The sequence below is a fragment of the Ensifer adhaerens genome, from assembly GCF_002007205.1.
Lineage (GTDB): Bacteria > Pseudomonadota > Alphaproteobacteria > Rhizobiales > Rhizobiaceae > Ensifer > Ensifer adhaerens_D.
On record NZ_LAZS01000005.1, the window covers coordinates 665,481 to 679,129 of the forward strand.

A 13,649-nucleotide genomic window follows, 5' to 3' on the forward strand; every position below is an offset into this window, starting at 1 on the left:
ACGGAAGCGGGACGCGGGCGGCTGTCCATCCCGCGAACTCAAGACCTGAGGGAGTTATCATGAGCGACGAGACGACGAACAGCGGCGAAGCCCCGGCCGAAAAGGACGATGCCCGCCACGCCATGAAGATGGCGAAGAAGAAGGCGGCGCGCGAAAAGATCATGGCGACGAAGACCGATGAAAAAGGTCTGATCATCGTCAACACCGGCAAGGGCAAGGGCAAGTCGACCGCCGGCTTCGGCATGATCTTCCGCCACATTGCGCACGGCATGCCCTGCGCCGTCGTGCAGTTCATCAAGGGCGCGATGGTGACCGGCGAGCGCGAGCTGATCGAGAAGCATTTCGGTGACGTCTGCCAGTTCTATACGCTCGGGGAAGGTTTCACCTGGGAAACGCAGGACCGCGCCCGCGACGTGGCGATGGCCGAAAAAGCCTGGGAAAAGGCGAAGGAACTGATCCGCGACGAGCGCAACTCGATGGTGCTGCTCGACGAGATCAACATTGCGCTGCGCTACGACTATATCGACGTCGCCGAAGTCGTACGCTTCCTCAAGGAAGAAAAGCCGCACATGACCCATGTTGTCCTGACCGGACGCAACGCGAAGGAAGACCTGATCGAGATCGCCGATCTCGTCACCGAGATGGAACTGATCAAGCATCCGTTCCGCTCCGGCATCAAGGCGCAGCAGGGCGTCGAGTTCTGATGAGCCAGAGCTGGCAGTTCTGGGCGCTGCTTTCGGCGGCCTTTGCTGCGCTCACGGCCGTCTTCGCCAAGGTCGGCGTTGCGCAGGTCAACTCCGACTTCGCGACGCTGATCCGCACCGTCGTCATCTTGCTTGTGATCGCTGGCATCGTGGCGGCGACCGGGCAATGGCAGAAGCCATCGGAAATCCCCGGCCGCACCTGGCTGTTCCTGGCGCTGTCAGGTCTTGCCACCGGCGCTTCGTGGCTTGCCTATTTCCGCGCGCTGAAACTCGGCGACGCCGCCCGCGTCGCGCCGATCGACAAGCTCTCGATCGTCATGGTCGCGATCTTCGGCGTGCTTTTCCTTGGCGAAAGGCTCAACCTGATGAACTGGCTCGGCGTCGTGTTCATCGCCGCAGGCGCGCTGTTGCTTGCGGTATTTTGAGCGAAAATTCAGGCTGTCACGGCATGCTGCGACGCGGCCACGTCACGCTGTTTTATTTCGCTGGTTCCGATACTTGAGCTGAAGCACCATTAAGTTGCATATTACCTCTGTGGTGCTGAGCGCAGTCGCGCAACTGGTGGGCCATCCTATGGATGAGAGGACAGACCAAAGCGGAGAGTTCGTACGGCCCAAGAAGGTTGGGCTACTTTTTCTTTTGACCAGCCTCGCCGGCCCTTTGATTGGGTTGTTGTATATCGACATCCTGGGCGCTACTGCCGGATATTGGAGCAGCATCTCCGTTTTTTCTTTAGCGTGGATCTTTGCCTACGTCTGGGGCGCAGTTCCCGCGGTCATTTCTGCATCGTTGGTTAGTTGCGTCGTGATCATTTCGCAGAAATGGTCCGTGCGACTACTGCTTGCGCTGGTCTCTGGCTTTCTAGCGACGGTGTTGTTCGCAGTGGTGGTCGGGTCTATTTTTCAGGATGCGGAATTCGTGTTGTTGAGCGGCGGCATTGGTGCTCTGGCGGCGGGCACCTGTGTTGTGCTCTGGCGGAGTCTCGGAGGCGTATAGCTGGAGATGCCGGTAGGCGCGCGAAGCAAGACGCGCCTTGCCGGCGTCCATGCGGTGTCCGGACTTAGACCCATCGGCGAACGCGCTGGCAATAAGCCCTATAGGCCTCACCGAAGGCGCGGCCGACGTGCGTTTCCTCCATGCGGATCTGGTAGGAGATCGAGATCCAGGAGGAAAGCGTAAGCGCCACCGAGACGACGTTGGGAACCGCCAGAACCGTGCCGATCAGCGCGGTGGCCATGCCGACATAGATCGGATTGCGCGAGAAGACGTAGAGGCCTGAGGTGACGAGCGGGGCGTCCTGCTTTTCGGGAATGCCGATCTTCCACGAATGGCGCATCGCCCATTGCGAAAGCATCGTCAGCCCGCCGCCGAACGCCATCAGCACGAGGCCGACGGCCGCGATGGAGGGCATGTCGAGGGCCGGGACCCGACCGAATGCCGCGTCGACCGCTTCGGGAAAGGCGGCGACGGCAATGAGATGCACCACCAGCGCCGCCACGATCAAGCGGAAGAGCTTGCCGGCAAAACCTTCCGCATCGTCGCCATAGGTGAGCACCACAGACGAGCGCCCGGACTGGACGCGGCGAAGGGTCGCGAGCGCCAGGGTGAAAAGGCCGACAATGAACATCAGGATGGCGGGCAGGGTGGTGGACATCGGAACCTCGATGAGAGCGTAGTGACAGGACGATGCTTGCCGGGGCAGGCGAGGCTGAGCGGCCGCTGCCTGCCATCGGTGAAGCATTTGTCGCACTCTGCAATCTCTAGTGACTGGAGGTTCAAGCGGCGGACATGCGCGACTTTCGTCTTGGTTACCGTATTTCTATCGGCAGGCTGCTGACGAATGTGACGCCCGCGGGGATCTTGGGAGGACGTCATCGCCTCCCGCCGTAGCCACATATTGCCGACACTCAGCGCGGCCGAGGCAGCCCCTTGCATTACGTCAGCCCGCGAAGTCGAAGCGTGGGTGCCAAAAGCTTCCAATCCAGCCCCGGGGCAATGAAGGATTTTGCCTCCTGCCGGCGAGGTGGATGAGCAGCTTTCGATGCTAATCTTCCGTGAGCTCCTCCGCCGTCGCCACGACCTCGGAGTTGCCAAACGTCCCGTCGACATACTTGAAGGCAAGTATGCTCATGATCGATGCGACAATTGCGATGACGACTATTCGCATGGGGCGTTTCCGGTTCGTTGCGATCTACAGCAACACCTCGGACGCCCCGTTGTTCCGCCGCGGGGACCGGGAGTGTGAAGCCCCTAGTTGGCGGGGACCATTGCAGGCACATCCGGTGGTGCCGTCTCCACGCCCGGTTCGAACATCAGAATGCTCAATACCAGGGCAACGAGAATGCAGATGAGCACGAGGAAGACGATGCCGGCTTTGTCCATGGCCTACTTCAGCCCTCGAATGTGGGCATAAGGAGGCAGAGCTCGACAGGCTGGCCTGGAAAATGCTGGTGGGCCCCGACTGGGCCAGCGCGACCACTCAAGGACTGCTGTTTATACGGTAGGGGCGCCAAGCACGAGAACAACGGCGATAACGATCAGCAGCGGCCCCATCCATCGAAAGTGCCTCGTGAGTTGAGCAAGCCATGGAACCTGAGTGTTGGTCTGAACGTAGCCAAACCCTGCCGCCGTCATCCAGAGACCGGCGCAAAACATGATGATCTGATCAATATAGGCCATCGCTTCCATTTCTCCCGAGTTTGCCGTTTCAGGCTCGAACGGGAGCCGGACCTCTGGCCCGGCTTCTCAGATGCTCACCGTGGAGTTCCCGCATAGGATGTCTGGCTGTACCACGCATCAACCTTCTTGCACAGCAGCCCAAAGAACAGGCCCGTTAATAGTGGTTCTGTCGCGCCGCCCGGGAAGAATACAGTGCGTCGAACTCGTCAGTACGCCAGTTGCCGAGGTATTCTCCGTCTGCGTCAACGACAGAGCCATCGTCCAGCAGGCTTACTCGGTACCGCAAATCTTTGGGTGGCCATCTCTATCTCCCGGATTCTCGATGCTCCGCTCTGTGCCCTCAGGAGAGGGTAGAGGTTGGATCATCGCCTACGGCCCGATGTGAGCACGAATCCAAGTTGTCGCGGCGTCATTGGTGTCCAGATTAACGCAGCCGGCGCGAACGTCGGTGTTGGCGTTACTTCTTATTGGTGTCCTTCGCCTGAGATCCTAACGTCGGCGCAGCGGGTTTCGCGGCGGCCTTGTCCTTCTTGGGCTTTCTGGCTTCCTTATTGCTTCGTACCTGACCCTTGGCCATCTGCGCGTCTCCTGTTGACGAAAGAGCTAGCCGCCAACGGCGGGGGAATAGCAAGCGAATTCGGTCATCTTGAATCCATTCCCACTCTTACGTAGCCGGAAGGAAGACAAGCGGGAAGCCCCGCACGTCGAGGCACCAGGAGCACCCAAGCCCGCCGTAAGCTCTCGGGGCGCAAACGAGAGACGGAGGTCTGCATGGCTCCACAACCATCTTTCAAGACTCTTCCTTTGTTGGGGCCAATCCGAATAAGCCGCCCATAGTTGAGAAAGGTCTCGATTGGGGCGGCCTCATCAGCGCCTCGGCTATCCGCTGGATAGACATCCTGCTTCCGATTGAACGTAACGCGTTGTCAATCTCGTTTATGGTGCCGATCTGCCGCAGGAACTCATCGACCGTCCAGTCCATGTCGAGGTACTTGAACGTGTTGGTTGCAGAAGTGGCGAAAAACTCGACGCCGTCGGACTGCGCGCTTCGGCGGAAAGGTGTGTGGGCAATGATGTTTCTGCTTTCGCCGCACCTCTTGGCCCGCTTGGCTAAGTCGTCGAAAGCCTTGGCCTCCTTCTTATCGAGGATGTATTCCGCAACGAGAGCGCGGAGAGTTTTAAGTTTGTCATCGAAGGACATGTTGCGAGTGACTATCGCCGCTCGAAGGCCTTTGATCTCAAGGACGTTACTCACCGCGTCATTGATGCCGGCCTCTAGAAGGGCAAAGTAACCCAGGTAGGCACCCACGAGCGTGAACGCTCTAACGTCTGGGTCCAATGCAAGCAGACCGTCCTTCGTAAATGCTTCCATCATGTGATCCTACGCCAGCCCTCAAAAACACTCGCGAAGGTCGCGCAAGCGTGGGACATAGGCAAGTGGTGATTTGATGCGACCGCAACCGCCATCGTCGATGTTCGACGACATTCCCTCGCCAGCCTTCACCCCGGCCGAGGATATGCCAGACTGGGTAGAAGTAACGTTCCTCGACCCCGCGTCGCCGGTTCACAATCCGGACCACCGCCACCTAAGCTTCGCCGACATCGGTTTCCTTTCGACCATCATCGGCAACAGCAAGAAGGGTCGCCGTGTCATCGGTCAGTGTGAGACGGGATCTCCGCAAGGCACGATGGGCAAGTGGTCCCGCGCCCATGCTGAAATCCAGGTCAAGCAGTGGTTCGCGCACGTCTCCGATTTCAGCATCACGCTGAACGTAGACCACTGCCGAGACTGCGGCGGCAGGGGCGCAGATCGCCCACGCCTCCGGTCTCGTCAGCTGCGCTCGGCCTAACACACCTCATTCATCTCGAAGAGCGGCAGGGCGAGGCAGATCGACAGGACGAGCCAAGGCTCGCCCTCGATCATGGCGCCGTCGGCCATCTCGCTCAGCGTGAGACGTGGGGCGATATCGGCGCAAGTCTGCTCCAACAGGGCGATTGCTTCTTCAGCCTTCAAGCCGTCCGGATAGCGAACGGTGTACTTCCTGAGGTGGTTTGCTTCGTCTGAGGTCATTTTGACGGGGCTTGGAGAGAGCTATGGCGAAAACGGGCGTTGCGATGCGGTAAAGACCTACATCGCGCGGTTGCCGTTAGTTTCGATAGCTCTTCGGTGGTAGCGGCCTCAGTCAAAAAGGAATACGCAGCATGGGCAGGGGTACCCGTACGATCTTCCGGCCGCAGGCGGGCCGACAGGCATCGTTCCTCGCCGTGCCGGCGGATATCGCTGACTTCCGGTGGTCTGGTTGAAGGCCCCCGCCTCAGAGCCCCAGCCAGATCCTCAAGGGATGCGTCGGGTCGGCGAGCAAGCGGATCGCGAGCGCGATCGAGACGATGACGAGCAGCGGCTTGATGATCCTGGCGCCCTTGGCCATGGCGTAGCGCGAGCCGACCTGGGCGCCGAGGAACTGGCCGAGGCCCATCAGCAGGCCGACCTTCCAGAGGATGGCGCCGAAGAAGAGGAAGACGCCGAAGGCGCCGACGTTCGAGCCGAAGTTCAGGAACTTCGTGTGCGCGGTTGCCTTCAAGACGCCGAAGCCTGCGAGCGTGACGAAGCCGAGCATGAAGAACGAGCCGGTGCCGGGGCCGAAGACGCCGTCGTAGAAGCCGATCAGCGGTACCAGCGTCAGCGTGAAGACGAAGGGCGTGACGCGGCTGTGCTGGTCGACGTCGCCCATGTTCGGCTTCAGGCCGAAATAGAGCGCGATCGCGATCAAGAGGAAGGGAAGCACCGCCTTCAGCACGTCGCCGGGAACGACGGTCGCGAGCAGCGCGCCAAGAATAGCGCCGGCACCCGACATCAACGCCATCGGCAATTGCTCTTTCAGGTTCACATGCCCCTTGCGCGCATAGGAAAGCGTTGCCGAGCCCGAGCCGAACAACCCCTGCAGCTTGTTGGTGCCGAGCGTCTGCAAGGGCGGGATGCCGGCAATCAGCATCGCCGGAATGGTGATCATGCCGCCGCCGCCGGCGATCGAATCGATGAAGCCGGCGATGAAGGCGGCAACGAACAGGAAGGCGAGCAGATGGAAGGCGAGGTCTTGCACGGGGAGGACTCAGGGGAGGGAGAGGTTTGGGGCTTTGGCGCCTTGTGTCAGAGCCGGGCGCGATTTGCAAAGCCTTCTGTTGCCGCGTTGTTGAGAGGCGGGACCGCAAGAGGTCAAATCTTTCAAGGATTCAAAGCGCTGCCTTGAGTCGCTGTGTTTCTCGATAAAGGCGTTTTCTATCGCGTGAGGGCCGGAAAAGGCGGTCATCGCGATACGGCGGGCAAATGACCGCCTTCCCCAAACGCGACATCGTCACGGCGCAATCCGGTTTGACCGGTCTTGCGCGCTCCGGTAAAAATGAAGGACATGCGACGGCGTCCGCTTCGGCGGACTGAAAGAGCGTCCGGTGCGGCCGACCCAAAAAGGGGGCCTCTAGCCGGTGCTGTCCAGATCGGCCCGGGATTGACTGTTCCAGCCGGCGCTTCGTTAAGGAAAACCGACGAAGGGAGCCGGCCGCCGATGGCATCGGTCAGCGGATCAAAGCAATTCCAGCAAGAGCGCATGGCCGCCTTGCGCCCGGAACCGTGTGAAAACAACTCTCCGGCAGAGGCGACGAAAGGCGAGGTCGGGCTGGTGCTCGGGCTCGGTTGCGAGCGTCGCACGCCGGCCGAAGAGGTGATCGCCCTTGCCGAGCGTGCGCTTGCCGATGCCGGTGCTGCGCCCAGCGATCTGCGGCTGGTCGCCTCGCTCGATGCGCGCGCCGAGGAGCCGGCGATCCTGGCGGCCGCGCGACATTTCGCGGTGCCGGCGGCGTTCTACGATGCCGCCACGCTCGAAGCCGAAGCCTCCCGGCTCGCCAATCCCTCGGAGATCGTCTTTGCCCATACGGGCTGCCATGGGGTTGCCGAGGGTGCGGCGCTCGTCGGCGCCGGCCGTGAAGCCGTGCTGGTCGTGCCGAAGATCGTATCCGCGCATGCGACGGCGGCGCTCGCCGGGCCGGCGACCTTGCGTGTCGGGAAGCGCGCCCAAGCGGCGGAGGTCGTCTGATGGGCTCTCATGTTGTTGAATTGAATCAATATTTTGTCCGGGTTTGCTCTGAAGTTGAATCCGGTTCTTTAGAGTCAGGCGTGCCGTCGGACGGCGCCGGCACAAGGGTGAGGCAGCACGCATGATCGACGACCTCTTTGCCGGATTGCCGGCGCTCGAAAAAGGCTCGGTCTGGCTCGTCGGCGCCGGTCCGGGCGATCCGGGCCTGTTGACGCTGCATGCGGCCAATGCGCTGCGACAGGCGGATGTGATCGTGCATGATGCGCTGGTCAACGAGGACTGCCTGAAGCTCGCGCGGCCGGGCGCGGTGCTGGAGTTTGCGGGAAAACGCGGCGGCAAGCCGTCGCCGAAGCAGCGCCACATCTCGCTTCGCCTCGTCGAGCTTGCACGCGCCGGCAACCGGGTGCTGCGGCTCAAAGGCGGCGATCCCTTCGTCTTCGGCCGCGGCGGCGAGGAGGCGCTGACGCTGGTCGAGCATCAGGTGCCGTTCCGCATCGTGCCCGGCATCACCGCCGGAATCGGCGGCCTTGCCTATGCCGGCATTCCGGTCACGCATCGCGAAGTCAACCACGCCGTCACCTTCCTGACTGGGCACGATTCCTCCGGCCTGGTGCCCGATCGCATCAACTGGCAGGGCATCGCCAGCGGCTCGCCTGTGATCGTCATGTACATGGCGATGAAGCATATCGGCGCGATCACGGCCAACCTTATTGCCGGCGGCCGCTCGCCGGACGAGCCGGTCGCCTTCGTCTGCAATGCGGCGACGCCGGAACAGGCGGTGCTCGAAACGACGCTTTCGCGCGCCGAGGCCGATGTCGAGGCGGCAGGCCTTGAGCCACCGGCGATCGTCGTCGTCGGCGAGGTGGTGCGGCTTCGCGCGGCACTCGACTGGATCGGCGCGCTTGACGGGCGCAAGCTTGCTGTCGACCCCTTCGCCAATCGCATTCTCAGGAACCCGGCATGAGCGGATTGCTGATCGCAGCACCCGCGTCCGGCTCCGGCAAGACGACGGTGACGCTTGGGCTGATGCGCGCGCTCAAGAAGCGCGGCGTCGCGATTGCGCCCGGCAAGGCCGGGCCGGACTATATCGACCCCGCCTTCCATGCGGCGGCGACCGGCGAGCCCTGCTTCAACTACGATCCCTGGGCGATGCGGTCGGAACTGTTGCTAGCCAATGCGTCGCATGCGGCTGCCGGCGGGCGCACCTTGATCATCGAGGCGATGATGGGGCTGCATGACGGGGCTGCCGACGGCTCCGGAACGCCCGCGGACCTTGCCGCGACGCTGAACCTTGCGGTCATCCTGGTCGTCGATTGCGCCCGCATGTCCCAGTCGGTCGCGGCGCTGGTTCGCGGCTATGCCGATCACCGCGACGATATCCGGGTGGTCGGCGTCATCCTCAACAAGGTCGGCAGCGACCGGCATGAAAAGATGCTGCGCGACGCGCTCGACAAGGTGCGCATGCCTGTCTTCGGCGTGCTCAGGCAGGACAGCGCGCTGCAATTGCCGGAGCGTCATCTGGGTCTGGTCCAGGCCGGCGAACACGGGGCGCTCGAAGGTTTCATCGAGGCGGCGGCTGGGCGAGTCGAGGCGGCCTGTGATCTCGACGCTATCCGCCTGATCGCGACGATCCTGCCGCAGGAGACGGCACCGACAGGTGTCGAGCGGTTCCGTCCACTCGGCCAGCGGATCGCCGTTGCGCGCGATATCGCCTTTGCCTTCTGCTACGAGCATCTGCTCTTCGACTGGCGTCGCGCCGGCGCCGAGATCGCGTTCTTCTCGCCGCTCTCCGACGAGGCGCCGAATCCCGATGCCGATGCCGTCTATCTGCCCGGCGGCTATCCGGAGCTGCATGCGGGGCGCTTGAGCGCGGCCTCCCGCTTCCGGTCGGGCATGCATGCGGCGGCCGAACGCGGCGCCCGGATCTTCGGCGAATGCGGCGGCTACATGGTGCTTGGCGAAGGGCTTGTCGCCGCCGATGGCGCGCGCTACGACATGCTCGGCCTGCTGCCGCTCATCACCAGTTTTGCCGAGCGCAGGCGGCACCTCGGTTACCGCCGCGTCGTGCCAGTCGATAACGCCTTCTTCGATGGACCCATGACGGCGCACGAATTCCACTATGCGACCATCGTCGCCGAAGGGGCGGCCGATCGGCTGTTTGCGATGAGTGATGCCGCCGGCGAGGATCTCGGCCATGCCGGTTTGAGACGCGGCAATGTCGCCGGCTCCTTCATGCATCTGATCGACATCGCAGGCGCAGCATGAGCGCACCGATCATCCATGGCGGCGGCATCACCGAAGCCGCAGCGCGCTTTGGCGGCCGGCTCGAAGACTGGCTCGATCTGTCGACCGGCATCAACCCATGCCCCGTCGCCTTGCCTCAAGTCCCCGAGCGCGCCTGGCACCGGCTGCCGGATCGGCAGACGGTGGATGATGCGCGGCTGGCCGCCGCCGAATACTACCGCACCAACGGCGTGCTGCCTTTGCCGGTGCCGGGCACGCAATCGGTGATCCAGCTTCTGCCGCGTCTGATGCAATTCCAGCAAAAGTGCGAAGCGGTTTTGCGTCCGGGATTGCATGGAAGCGGGAAGCCGCCGGCAAACAGGCGCGTCGCGGTCTTCGGGCCGACTTATGGTGAATACGCCCGGGTGCTTTCGGCTGCAGGTTTCGCCGTCGATCGGGTCGAGGATGCCGATGGGCTCACCGCCGAACATGGCCTCGTCGTCGTCGTGAACCCCAACAACCCGACCGGCCGGGCCTTCGCGCCGGCCGAGCTTCTGGCGATGGCCGGAAGGCTGCGGGAGCAGGGCGGATTGCTGCTGGTCGACGAGGCCTTCGGCGATCTTGAGCCGGAGCTGAGCGTTGCCGGCCACATCAGTGGCGAGGGCAACCTCGTCGTCTTCCGTTCCTTCGGCAAGTTCTTCGGCCTTGCGGGCTTGCGCCTCGGTTTCGTCGTCGCGACGGAACCGGTGCTTCAATCTTTCGCCGATTGGCTCGGCCCCTGGGCCGTCTCCGGCCCGGCGCTGACGATCTCGAAAACTCTGATGCAGGGCGATACGAAGGCGATTGCCGCCGGCATTCTCGAGCGGCGCGCCGGCCTCGACGCGGCGCTGGATGGGGCAGGGCTCACCCACATCGGTGGCACGGGGCTTTTCGTGCTGGTCGAACATGCGCGGGCGGCTCTGCTGCAGGAGCGGCTTTGCGAAGCCCATATCCTCACGCGCAAGTTCGACTATGCGCCGACTTGGCTGCGCATCGGCCTTGCGCCGGATGCGGCGGCCGACCGGCGGCTTGCGGATGCGCTCCGCCGCATGGAGCTCTGAGTGTCGGAGACGATCCTGCTCATCCTTGCGCTGGCGCTGGTGATCGACCGCATCGTCGGCGATCCGGATTGGCTCTGGGCGCGCGTGCCGCATCCCGTCGTGTTCTTCGGCAAGGCCATCGGCTTTTTCGACGAGCGGCTGAACCGCGACGACCTCGAGGACCGTGTTCGCAAGTTTCGTGGCGTCGTCACCATCCTTCTGCTGCTGGCCGTCAGCGCCTGGTTCGGCCACTTGCTGCATCGTCTGTTTGCCGCCTTCGGTCCGCTCGGCTTCCTGTTGGAAGCGGTGCTGGTCGCGGTCTTCCTGGCGCAGAAGAGCCTTGCCGATCACGTCCGCCGCGTCGCCGAGGGTTTGCGCCAAGGGGGGCTTGAGGGGGGACGTGCCGCCGTCTCGATGATCGTCGGCCGCGATCCGAAGACGCTCGACGAACCGGCTGTCTGCCGCGCCGCGATCGAAAGCCTTGCCGAGAATTTCTCCGATGGCGTCGTGGCTCCCGCCTTCTGGTATGCGGTCGCCGGCCTGCCGGGTCTCATCGCCTACAAGATGCTGAACACCGCAGATTCGATGATCGGGCACAAATCGCCGAAATATCTGCATTTCGGCTGGGCCTCGGCCCGGCTTGACGACCTCGCCAATCTGCCGGCAGCAAGGCTTTCGATCCTGCTGATTGCCGCCGGCGCGCTGATCCACCGCGGCGCGCAGGCCGCCAAGGACGCGCTGACCGTGGCCCTTCGCGACCATGGCCTGCACCGTTCGCCGAATTCCGGCTGGCCCGAAGCGGCGATGGCCGGCGCGCTCGACCTGCGGCTTGCCGGCCCGCGCATCTATGGCGGCGTCAAGGTCAGCGAGCCGATGATCAATGGGCCGGGTCGGCCGGTCGCGGCAAGCGAAGACATCGATGCGGGCATCGCCGTCTTTTATGGCGCCTGCACGGTCATGACCGCAGCCATTGTTGCAATCGCGATGATTTGATCGCGGAAGTTGACCTTCGCGTTAAGACTTTGCTTTCCATATGGATTAAGATCGTATCATATTCGGTCAGTTATTCTCCCTGGGACGTCTGGTTCCACCGGTAAGTGTTCGTTTTTCCGGAGAGAGAAGCATGCGCAAAACCCTTTTGACTGCGCTGATTGCCGCTCTGCTGCAGTTTCCCGTTCAGCCCGTGAACGCCGCCAACCTCATTGCCGATATCAGCCTGTCGTCGCAGACCATGACCGTCCGGCAGTATGGCGTCATCATGTATCGCTGGAAGGTGTCGACGGCCCGCAGGGGTTATGTCACGCCGCGCGGCAGCTGGAGCGCCAAGTGGCTCTCGCGCTACCATCGCTCGCGCAAATACGACGATGCGCCCATGCCCTATGCGGTGTTCTTCAATGGCGGCTATGCCATCCACGCCACCTACGACATCAAGCGGCTTGGCCGCCCGGCATCGCACGGCTGCGTGCGGCTGCATCCGAACAATGCGGCGGAGTTCTTCGCGCTGACGCGCGAGCATGGGCTGAAGAATACGCGGATCGTGATTACGCGGTGACGTTTCGGTTGCGCTGAATTCCGGCCTTTGCCTTGCTGAAGAAACCAGCCCTTCATCCGCCTGCCGGCACCTTCTCCCCGCGGGCGGGGAGAAGGGACGTTGTGGCGCGCGCTCGTTCTCAACAGGGCCGCTTGATGTTGCCGCCTGCGACAGTGCCTCAGACGCCAACGCCGCGGCTATCCACGTTCCCTCTCCCCGCTTGCGGGGAGAGGGTTAGGGTGAGGGGCAAATCCTTGAAGAGCGAGCCAGGGCGACGGCTCGAACAGATAGCGCCGTCGCTCGTCGCTGAACGGCTCAGTCGATCCCCGCCACATGCATCAGGCGGTCGAGGCTCGGCACGGTGACGTGGCGGCTGTTTTCGATGCGGATGACGTTGTCCTTGCGCAGCTTGGTGATCTGGCGGCTGACGGTCTCGATCGTCAGGCCAAGATAATCGGCGATGTCGGCGCGCGACAGCGGCAGGTCGAACTCGTTCGCCGTGCCCTTTTCCGGGTCGATATGGGTGGCGATGATGTAGAGGAAGCTTGCGACCTTCTCCTGTGCCGTCTTGCGGCCGAGCGTCAGCATCCAGTCGCGCGCTTCGTCCAGTTCCTTCAGCGCCTGCTCGTGCAACCGGTGTTCGAGACTCGGGGCTTCCGAGACCAGGCGGTCGATGACCGTGCGCGGGAAACAACAGATGTCGGTGTCGACGGCCGCTTCCGCCGTCAGCGCGCTTTCCCGGGTGAAGGGGCGCCCCATGAAGTCAGGGGCGAACTGCAGACCGACGATCTGCTGGCGGCCGTCGGCCAGAACCTTGCTGAGCTTGACGACGCCGTTGATGATGTTGGCATAGCTGTCGGTCGTCTCGCCCTGGCCGATGACTTCGCGGCCGGGCTCGATGCTGCGGCGGGTCGAGTGGCGGCTGAGGTCGAAAAGCTGCTCCGGCGTGAGCGTGCCGCAAACGCCGCCATGGCGCGCCTCGCAGGCTGCGCAGACGGTCGGAATGTCCGAATTATGGATATCCTTGCGGCGATGTTCGTTCACGATCTGCAATTCTTTCTACCTGCATGTCGTTGCTCTGACAGCGCCGCGCGTCTCATCGGACGCGCAAAGGTCGCTGTAGCACTTTGAAGTGCTGCATGTTTTATCCTTTGAAGGATACATGCAGCAGGATGACCAAAGAGGATGCCGGTCGTTAAATCAAGAGTTGACAGGTGCTAATTTCGAAAGCGCGAAACAATGTCTCATGCCGGCTTGAGCATTGTCAATTTTAACGTGTTAATTCGGCGACTTGATCAAAATCAAAGGCCGGTTTTGCGATCCGTCCTATCTCATCCTGCGAGAC

18 protein-coding genes are annotated in these 13,649 nt (G+C 62.6%); 10 read left to right on the plus strand and 8 right to left on the minus strand.

Going from position 1 to position 13,649, the window contains the following annotated elements:
- Nucleotides 1-59 precede the first annotated feature (59 nt).
- The 3 genes from cobO to XB14_RS07065 all read left to right on the plus strand — a co-directional run bounded on the left by cobO (nt 60) and on the right by XB14_RS07065 (nt 1,700).
- On the plus strand, nt 60-704 hold the full coding sequence (cobO, locus tag XB14_RS07055; RefSeq protein WP_077960928.1) for a cob(I)yrinic acid a,c-diamide adenosyltransferase: 645 nt from the start codon (nt 60-62) through the stop codon (nt 702-704).
- Complete coding sequence (locus XB14_RS07060; RefSeq protein ID WP_077960929.1) at nt 704-1,129, plus strand: EamA family transporter; 426 nt, start codon at nt 704-706, stop codon at nt 1,127-1,129. Before cobO ends, XB14_RS07060 begins: the two co-directional genes overlap by 1 nt.
- A gap of 94 nt (nt 1,130-1,223) precedes the next feature.
- Nucleotides 1,224-1,700 carry a hypothetical protein gene (locus XB14_RS07065; RefSeq protein ID WP_143348272.1) on the plus strand — a complete coding sequence of 159 codons (477 nt, stop codon included), beginning with the start codon at nt 1,224-1,226 and terminating at the stop codon, nt 1,698-1,700.
- Nucleotides 1,701-1,764: 64 nt separating this feature from the next.
- Here XB14_RS07065 and XB14_RS07070 read toward each other — a convergent pair whose 3' ends face one another.
- The 5 genes from XB14_RS07070 to XB14_RS07080 form a co-directional block, all read right to left on the minus strand.
- Nucleotides 1,765-2,358, minus strand: a complete 594-nt coding sequence (locus XB14_RS07070; protein ID WP_077960931.1) for a methyltransferase family protein — start codon at nt 2,356-2,358, stop codon at nt 1,765-1,767.
- A 390-nt stretch (nt 2,359-2,748) separates the two neighbouring features.
- Nucleotides 2,749-2,871, minus strand: coding sequence for a hypothetical protein (locus XB14_RS33745; RefSeq protein WP_268802271.1), 123 nt, complete (start codon nt 2,869-2,871; stop codon nt 2,749-2,751).
- A gap of 83 nt (nt 2,872-2,954) precedes the next feature.
- Nucleotides 2,955-3,086 carry a hypothetical protein gene (locus tag XB14_RS33750; protein WP_268802272.1) on the minus strand — a complete coding sequence of 44 codons (132 nt, stop codon included), beginning with the start codon at nt 3,084-3,086 and terminating at the stop codon, nt 2,955-2,957.
- Between the two features lie 111 nt (nt 3,087-3,197).
- Nucleotides 3,198-3,383 (minus strand): hypothetical protein, encoded by a 186-nt coding sequence (locus XB14_RS07075; RefSeq protein ID WP_077961912.1) that lies wholly within the window; start codon nt 3,381-3,383, stop codon nt 3,198-3,200.
- A gap of 790 nt (nt 3,384-4,173) precedes the next feature.
- Entirely contained in the window at nt 4,174-4,755 is a 582-nt protein-coding gene (locus XB14_RS07080; RefSeq protein WP_143348273.1) for a hypothetical protein, read from the minus strand.
- Between the two features lie 100 nt (nt 4,756-4,855).
- On the opposite strand from XB14_RS07080, the gene XB14_RS07085 reads away from it, so the two are divergent.
- Nucleotides 4,856-5,233, plus strand: coding sequence for a putative metallopeptidase (locus XB14_RS07085; RefSeq protein WP_179119555.1), 378 nt, complete (start codon nt 4,856-4,858; stop codon nt 5,231-5,233).
- On the opposite strand, the gene XB14_RS07090 is transcribed toward XB14_RS07085, so the two are convergent.
- Entirely contained in the window at nt 5,230-5,454 is a 225-nt protein-coding gene (locus tag XB14_RS07090; RefSeq protein WP_077960933.1) for a hypothetical protein, read from the minus strand. The genes XB14_RS07085 and XB14_RS07090 overlap by 4 nt on opposite strands.
- A 244-nt stretch (nt 5,455-5,698) precedes the next feature.
- Nucleotides 5,699-6,484, minus strand: a complete 786-nt coding sequence (locus tag XB14_RS07095) for a TSUP family transporter (protein WP_077960934.1) — start codon at nt 6,482-6,484, stop codon at nt 5,699-5,701.
- Between the two features lie 459 nt (nt 6,485-6,943).
- Between XB14_RS07095 and XB14_RS07100 the strand changes: the two genes are divergently transcribed.
- From XB14_RS07100 to XB14_RS07125, 6 genes are all read left to right on the plus strand, one after another.
- A complete protein-coding gene (locus XB14_RS07100; RefSeq protein WP_234803998.1) occupies nt 6,944-7,471 on the plus strand; it encodes a cobalamin biosynthesis protein in 528 nt (175 codons plus the stop codon).
- A gap of 124 nt (nt 7,472-7,595) precedes the next feature.
- Nucleotides 7,596-8,435 carry a uroporphyrinogen-III C-methyltransferase gene (cobA, locus tag XB14_RS07105; RefSeq protein ID WP_419178579.1) on the plus strand — a complete coding sequence of 280 codons (840 nt, stop codon included), beginning with the start codon at nt 7,596-7,598 and terminating at the stop codon, nt 8,433-8,435.
- Nucleotides 8,432-9,736: a cobyrinate a,c-diamide synthase gene (locus XB14_RS07110; protein WP_077960936.1), complete on the plus strand. Its 1,305-nt coding sequence runs from the start codon at nt 8,432-8,434 to the stop codon at nt 9,734-9,736. The genes cobA and XB14_RS07110 overlap by 4 nt, the downstream gene beginning before the upstream one ends.
- Nucleotides 9,733-10,794 carry a threonine-phosphate decarboxylase gene (locus XB14_RS07115; RefSeq protein WP_077960937.1) on the plus strand — a complete coding sequence of 354 codons (1,062 nt, stop codon included), beginning with the start codon at nt 9,733-9,735 and terminating at the stop codon, nt 10,792-10,794. The genes XB14_RS07110 and XB14_RS07115 overlap by 4 nt, the downstream gene beginning before the upstream one ends.
- Nucleotides 10,795-11,766, plus strand: a complete 972-nt coding sequence (gene cbiB / locus XB14_RS07120; RefSeq protein WP_077960938.1) for an adenosylcobinamide-phosphate synthase CbiB — start codon at nt 10,795-10,797, stop codon at nt 11,764-11,766. It abuts the gene before it with no gap.
- A gap of 130 nt (nt 11,767-11,896) precedes the next feature.
- Nucleotides 11,897-12,325 (plus strand): L,D-transpeptidase, encoded by a 429-nt coding sequence (locus XB14_RS07125; protein ID WP_077960939.1) that lies wholly within the window; start codon nt 11,897-11,899, stop codon nt 12,323-12,325.
- Nucleotides 12,326-12,619: 294 nt separating this feature from the next.
- Here XB14_RS07125 and XB14_RS07130 read toward each other — a convergent pair whose 3' ends face one another.
- The gene (locus XB14_RS07130; RefSeq protein WP_077960940.1) at nt 12,620-13,357 is read right to left on the minus strand and encodes a Crp/Fnr family transcriptional regulator; all 738 of its coding nucleotides are present in this window, start codon (nt 13,355-13,357) and stop codon (nt 12,620-12,622) included.
- Nucleotides 13,358-13,649: the final 292 nt, after the last annotated feature.

Bases quoted from the DNA above. Each gene is read 5' to 3' on its own strand.
- XB14_RS07100 (WP_234803998.1), top strand. From the start codon at position 6,944: ATGGCATCGGTCAGCGGATCAAAGCAATTCCAGCAAGAGCGCATGGCC.
- XB14_RS07090 (WP_077960933.1), bottom strand. From the start codon at position 5,454: ATGACCTCAGACGAAGCAAACCACCTCAGGAAGTACACCGTTCGCTAT.
- XB14_RS07115 (WP_077960937.1), top strand. From the start codon at position 9,733: ATGAGCGCACCGATCATCCATGGCGGCGGCATCACCGAAGCCGCAGCG.
- XB14_RS07060 (WP_077960929.1), top strand. From the start codon at position 704: ATGAGCCAGAGCTGGCAGTTCTGGGCGCTGCTTTCGGCGGCCTTTGCT.
- XB14_RS07075 (WP_077961912.1), bottom strand. From the start codon at position 3,383: ATGGCCTATATTGATCAGATCATCATGTTTTGCGCCGGTCTCTGGATG.
- XB14_RS07070 (WP_077960931.1), bottom strand. From the start codon at position 2,358: ATGTCCACCACCCTGCCCGCCATCCTGATGTTCATTGTCGGCCTTTTC.
- XB14_RS07085 (WP_179119555.1), top strand. From the start codon at position 4,856: ATGTTCGACGACATTCCCTCGCCAGCCTTCACCCCGGCCGAGGATATG.
- XB14_RS33745 (WP_268802271.1), bottom strand. From the start codon at position 2,871: ATGCGAATAGTCGTCATCGCAATTGTCGCATCGATCATGAGCATACTT.
- XB14_RS07080 (WP_143348273.1), bottom strand. From the start codon at position 4,755: ATGGAAGCATTTACGAAGGACGGTCTGCTTGCATTGGACCCAGACGTT.
- XB14_RS33750 (WP_268802272.1), bottom strand. From the start codon at position 3,086: ATGGACAAAGCCGGCATCGTCTTCCTCGTGCTCATCTGCATTCTCGTT.
- XB14_RS07110 (WP_077960936.1), top strand. From the start codon at position 8,432: ATGAGCGGATTGCTGATCGCAGCACCCGCGTCCGGCTCCGGCAAGACG.
- cobO (WP_077960928.1), top strand. From the start codon at position 60: ATGAGCGACGAGACGACGAACAGCGGCGAAGCCCCGGCCGAAAAGGAC.
- XB14_RS07125 (WP_077960939.1), top strand. From the start codon at position 11,897: ATGCGCAAAACCCTTTTGACTGCGCTGATTGCCGCTCTGCTGCAGTTT.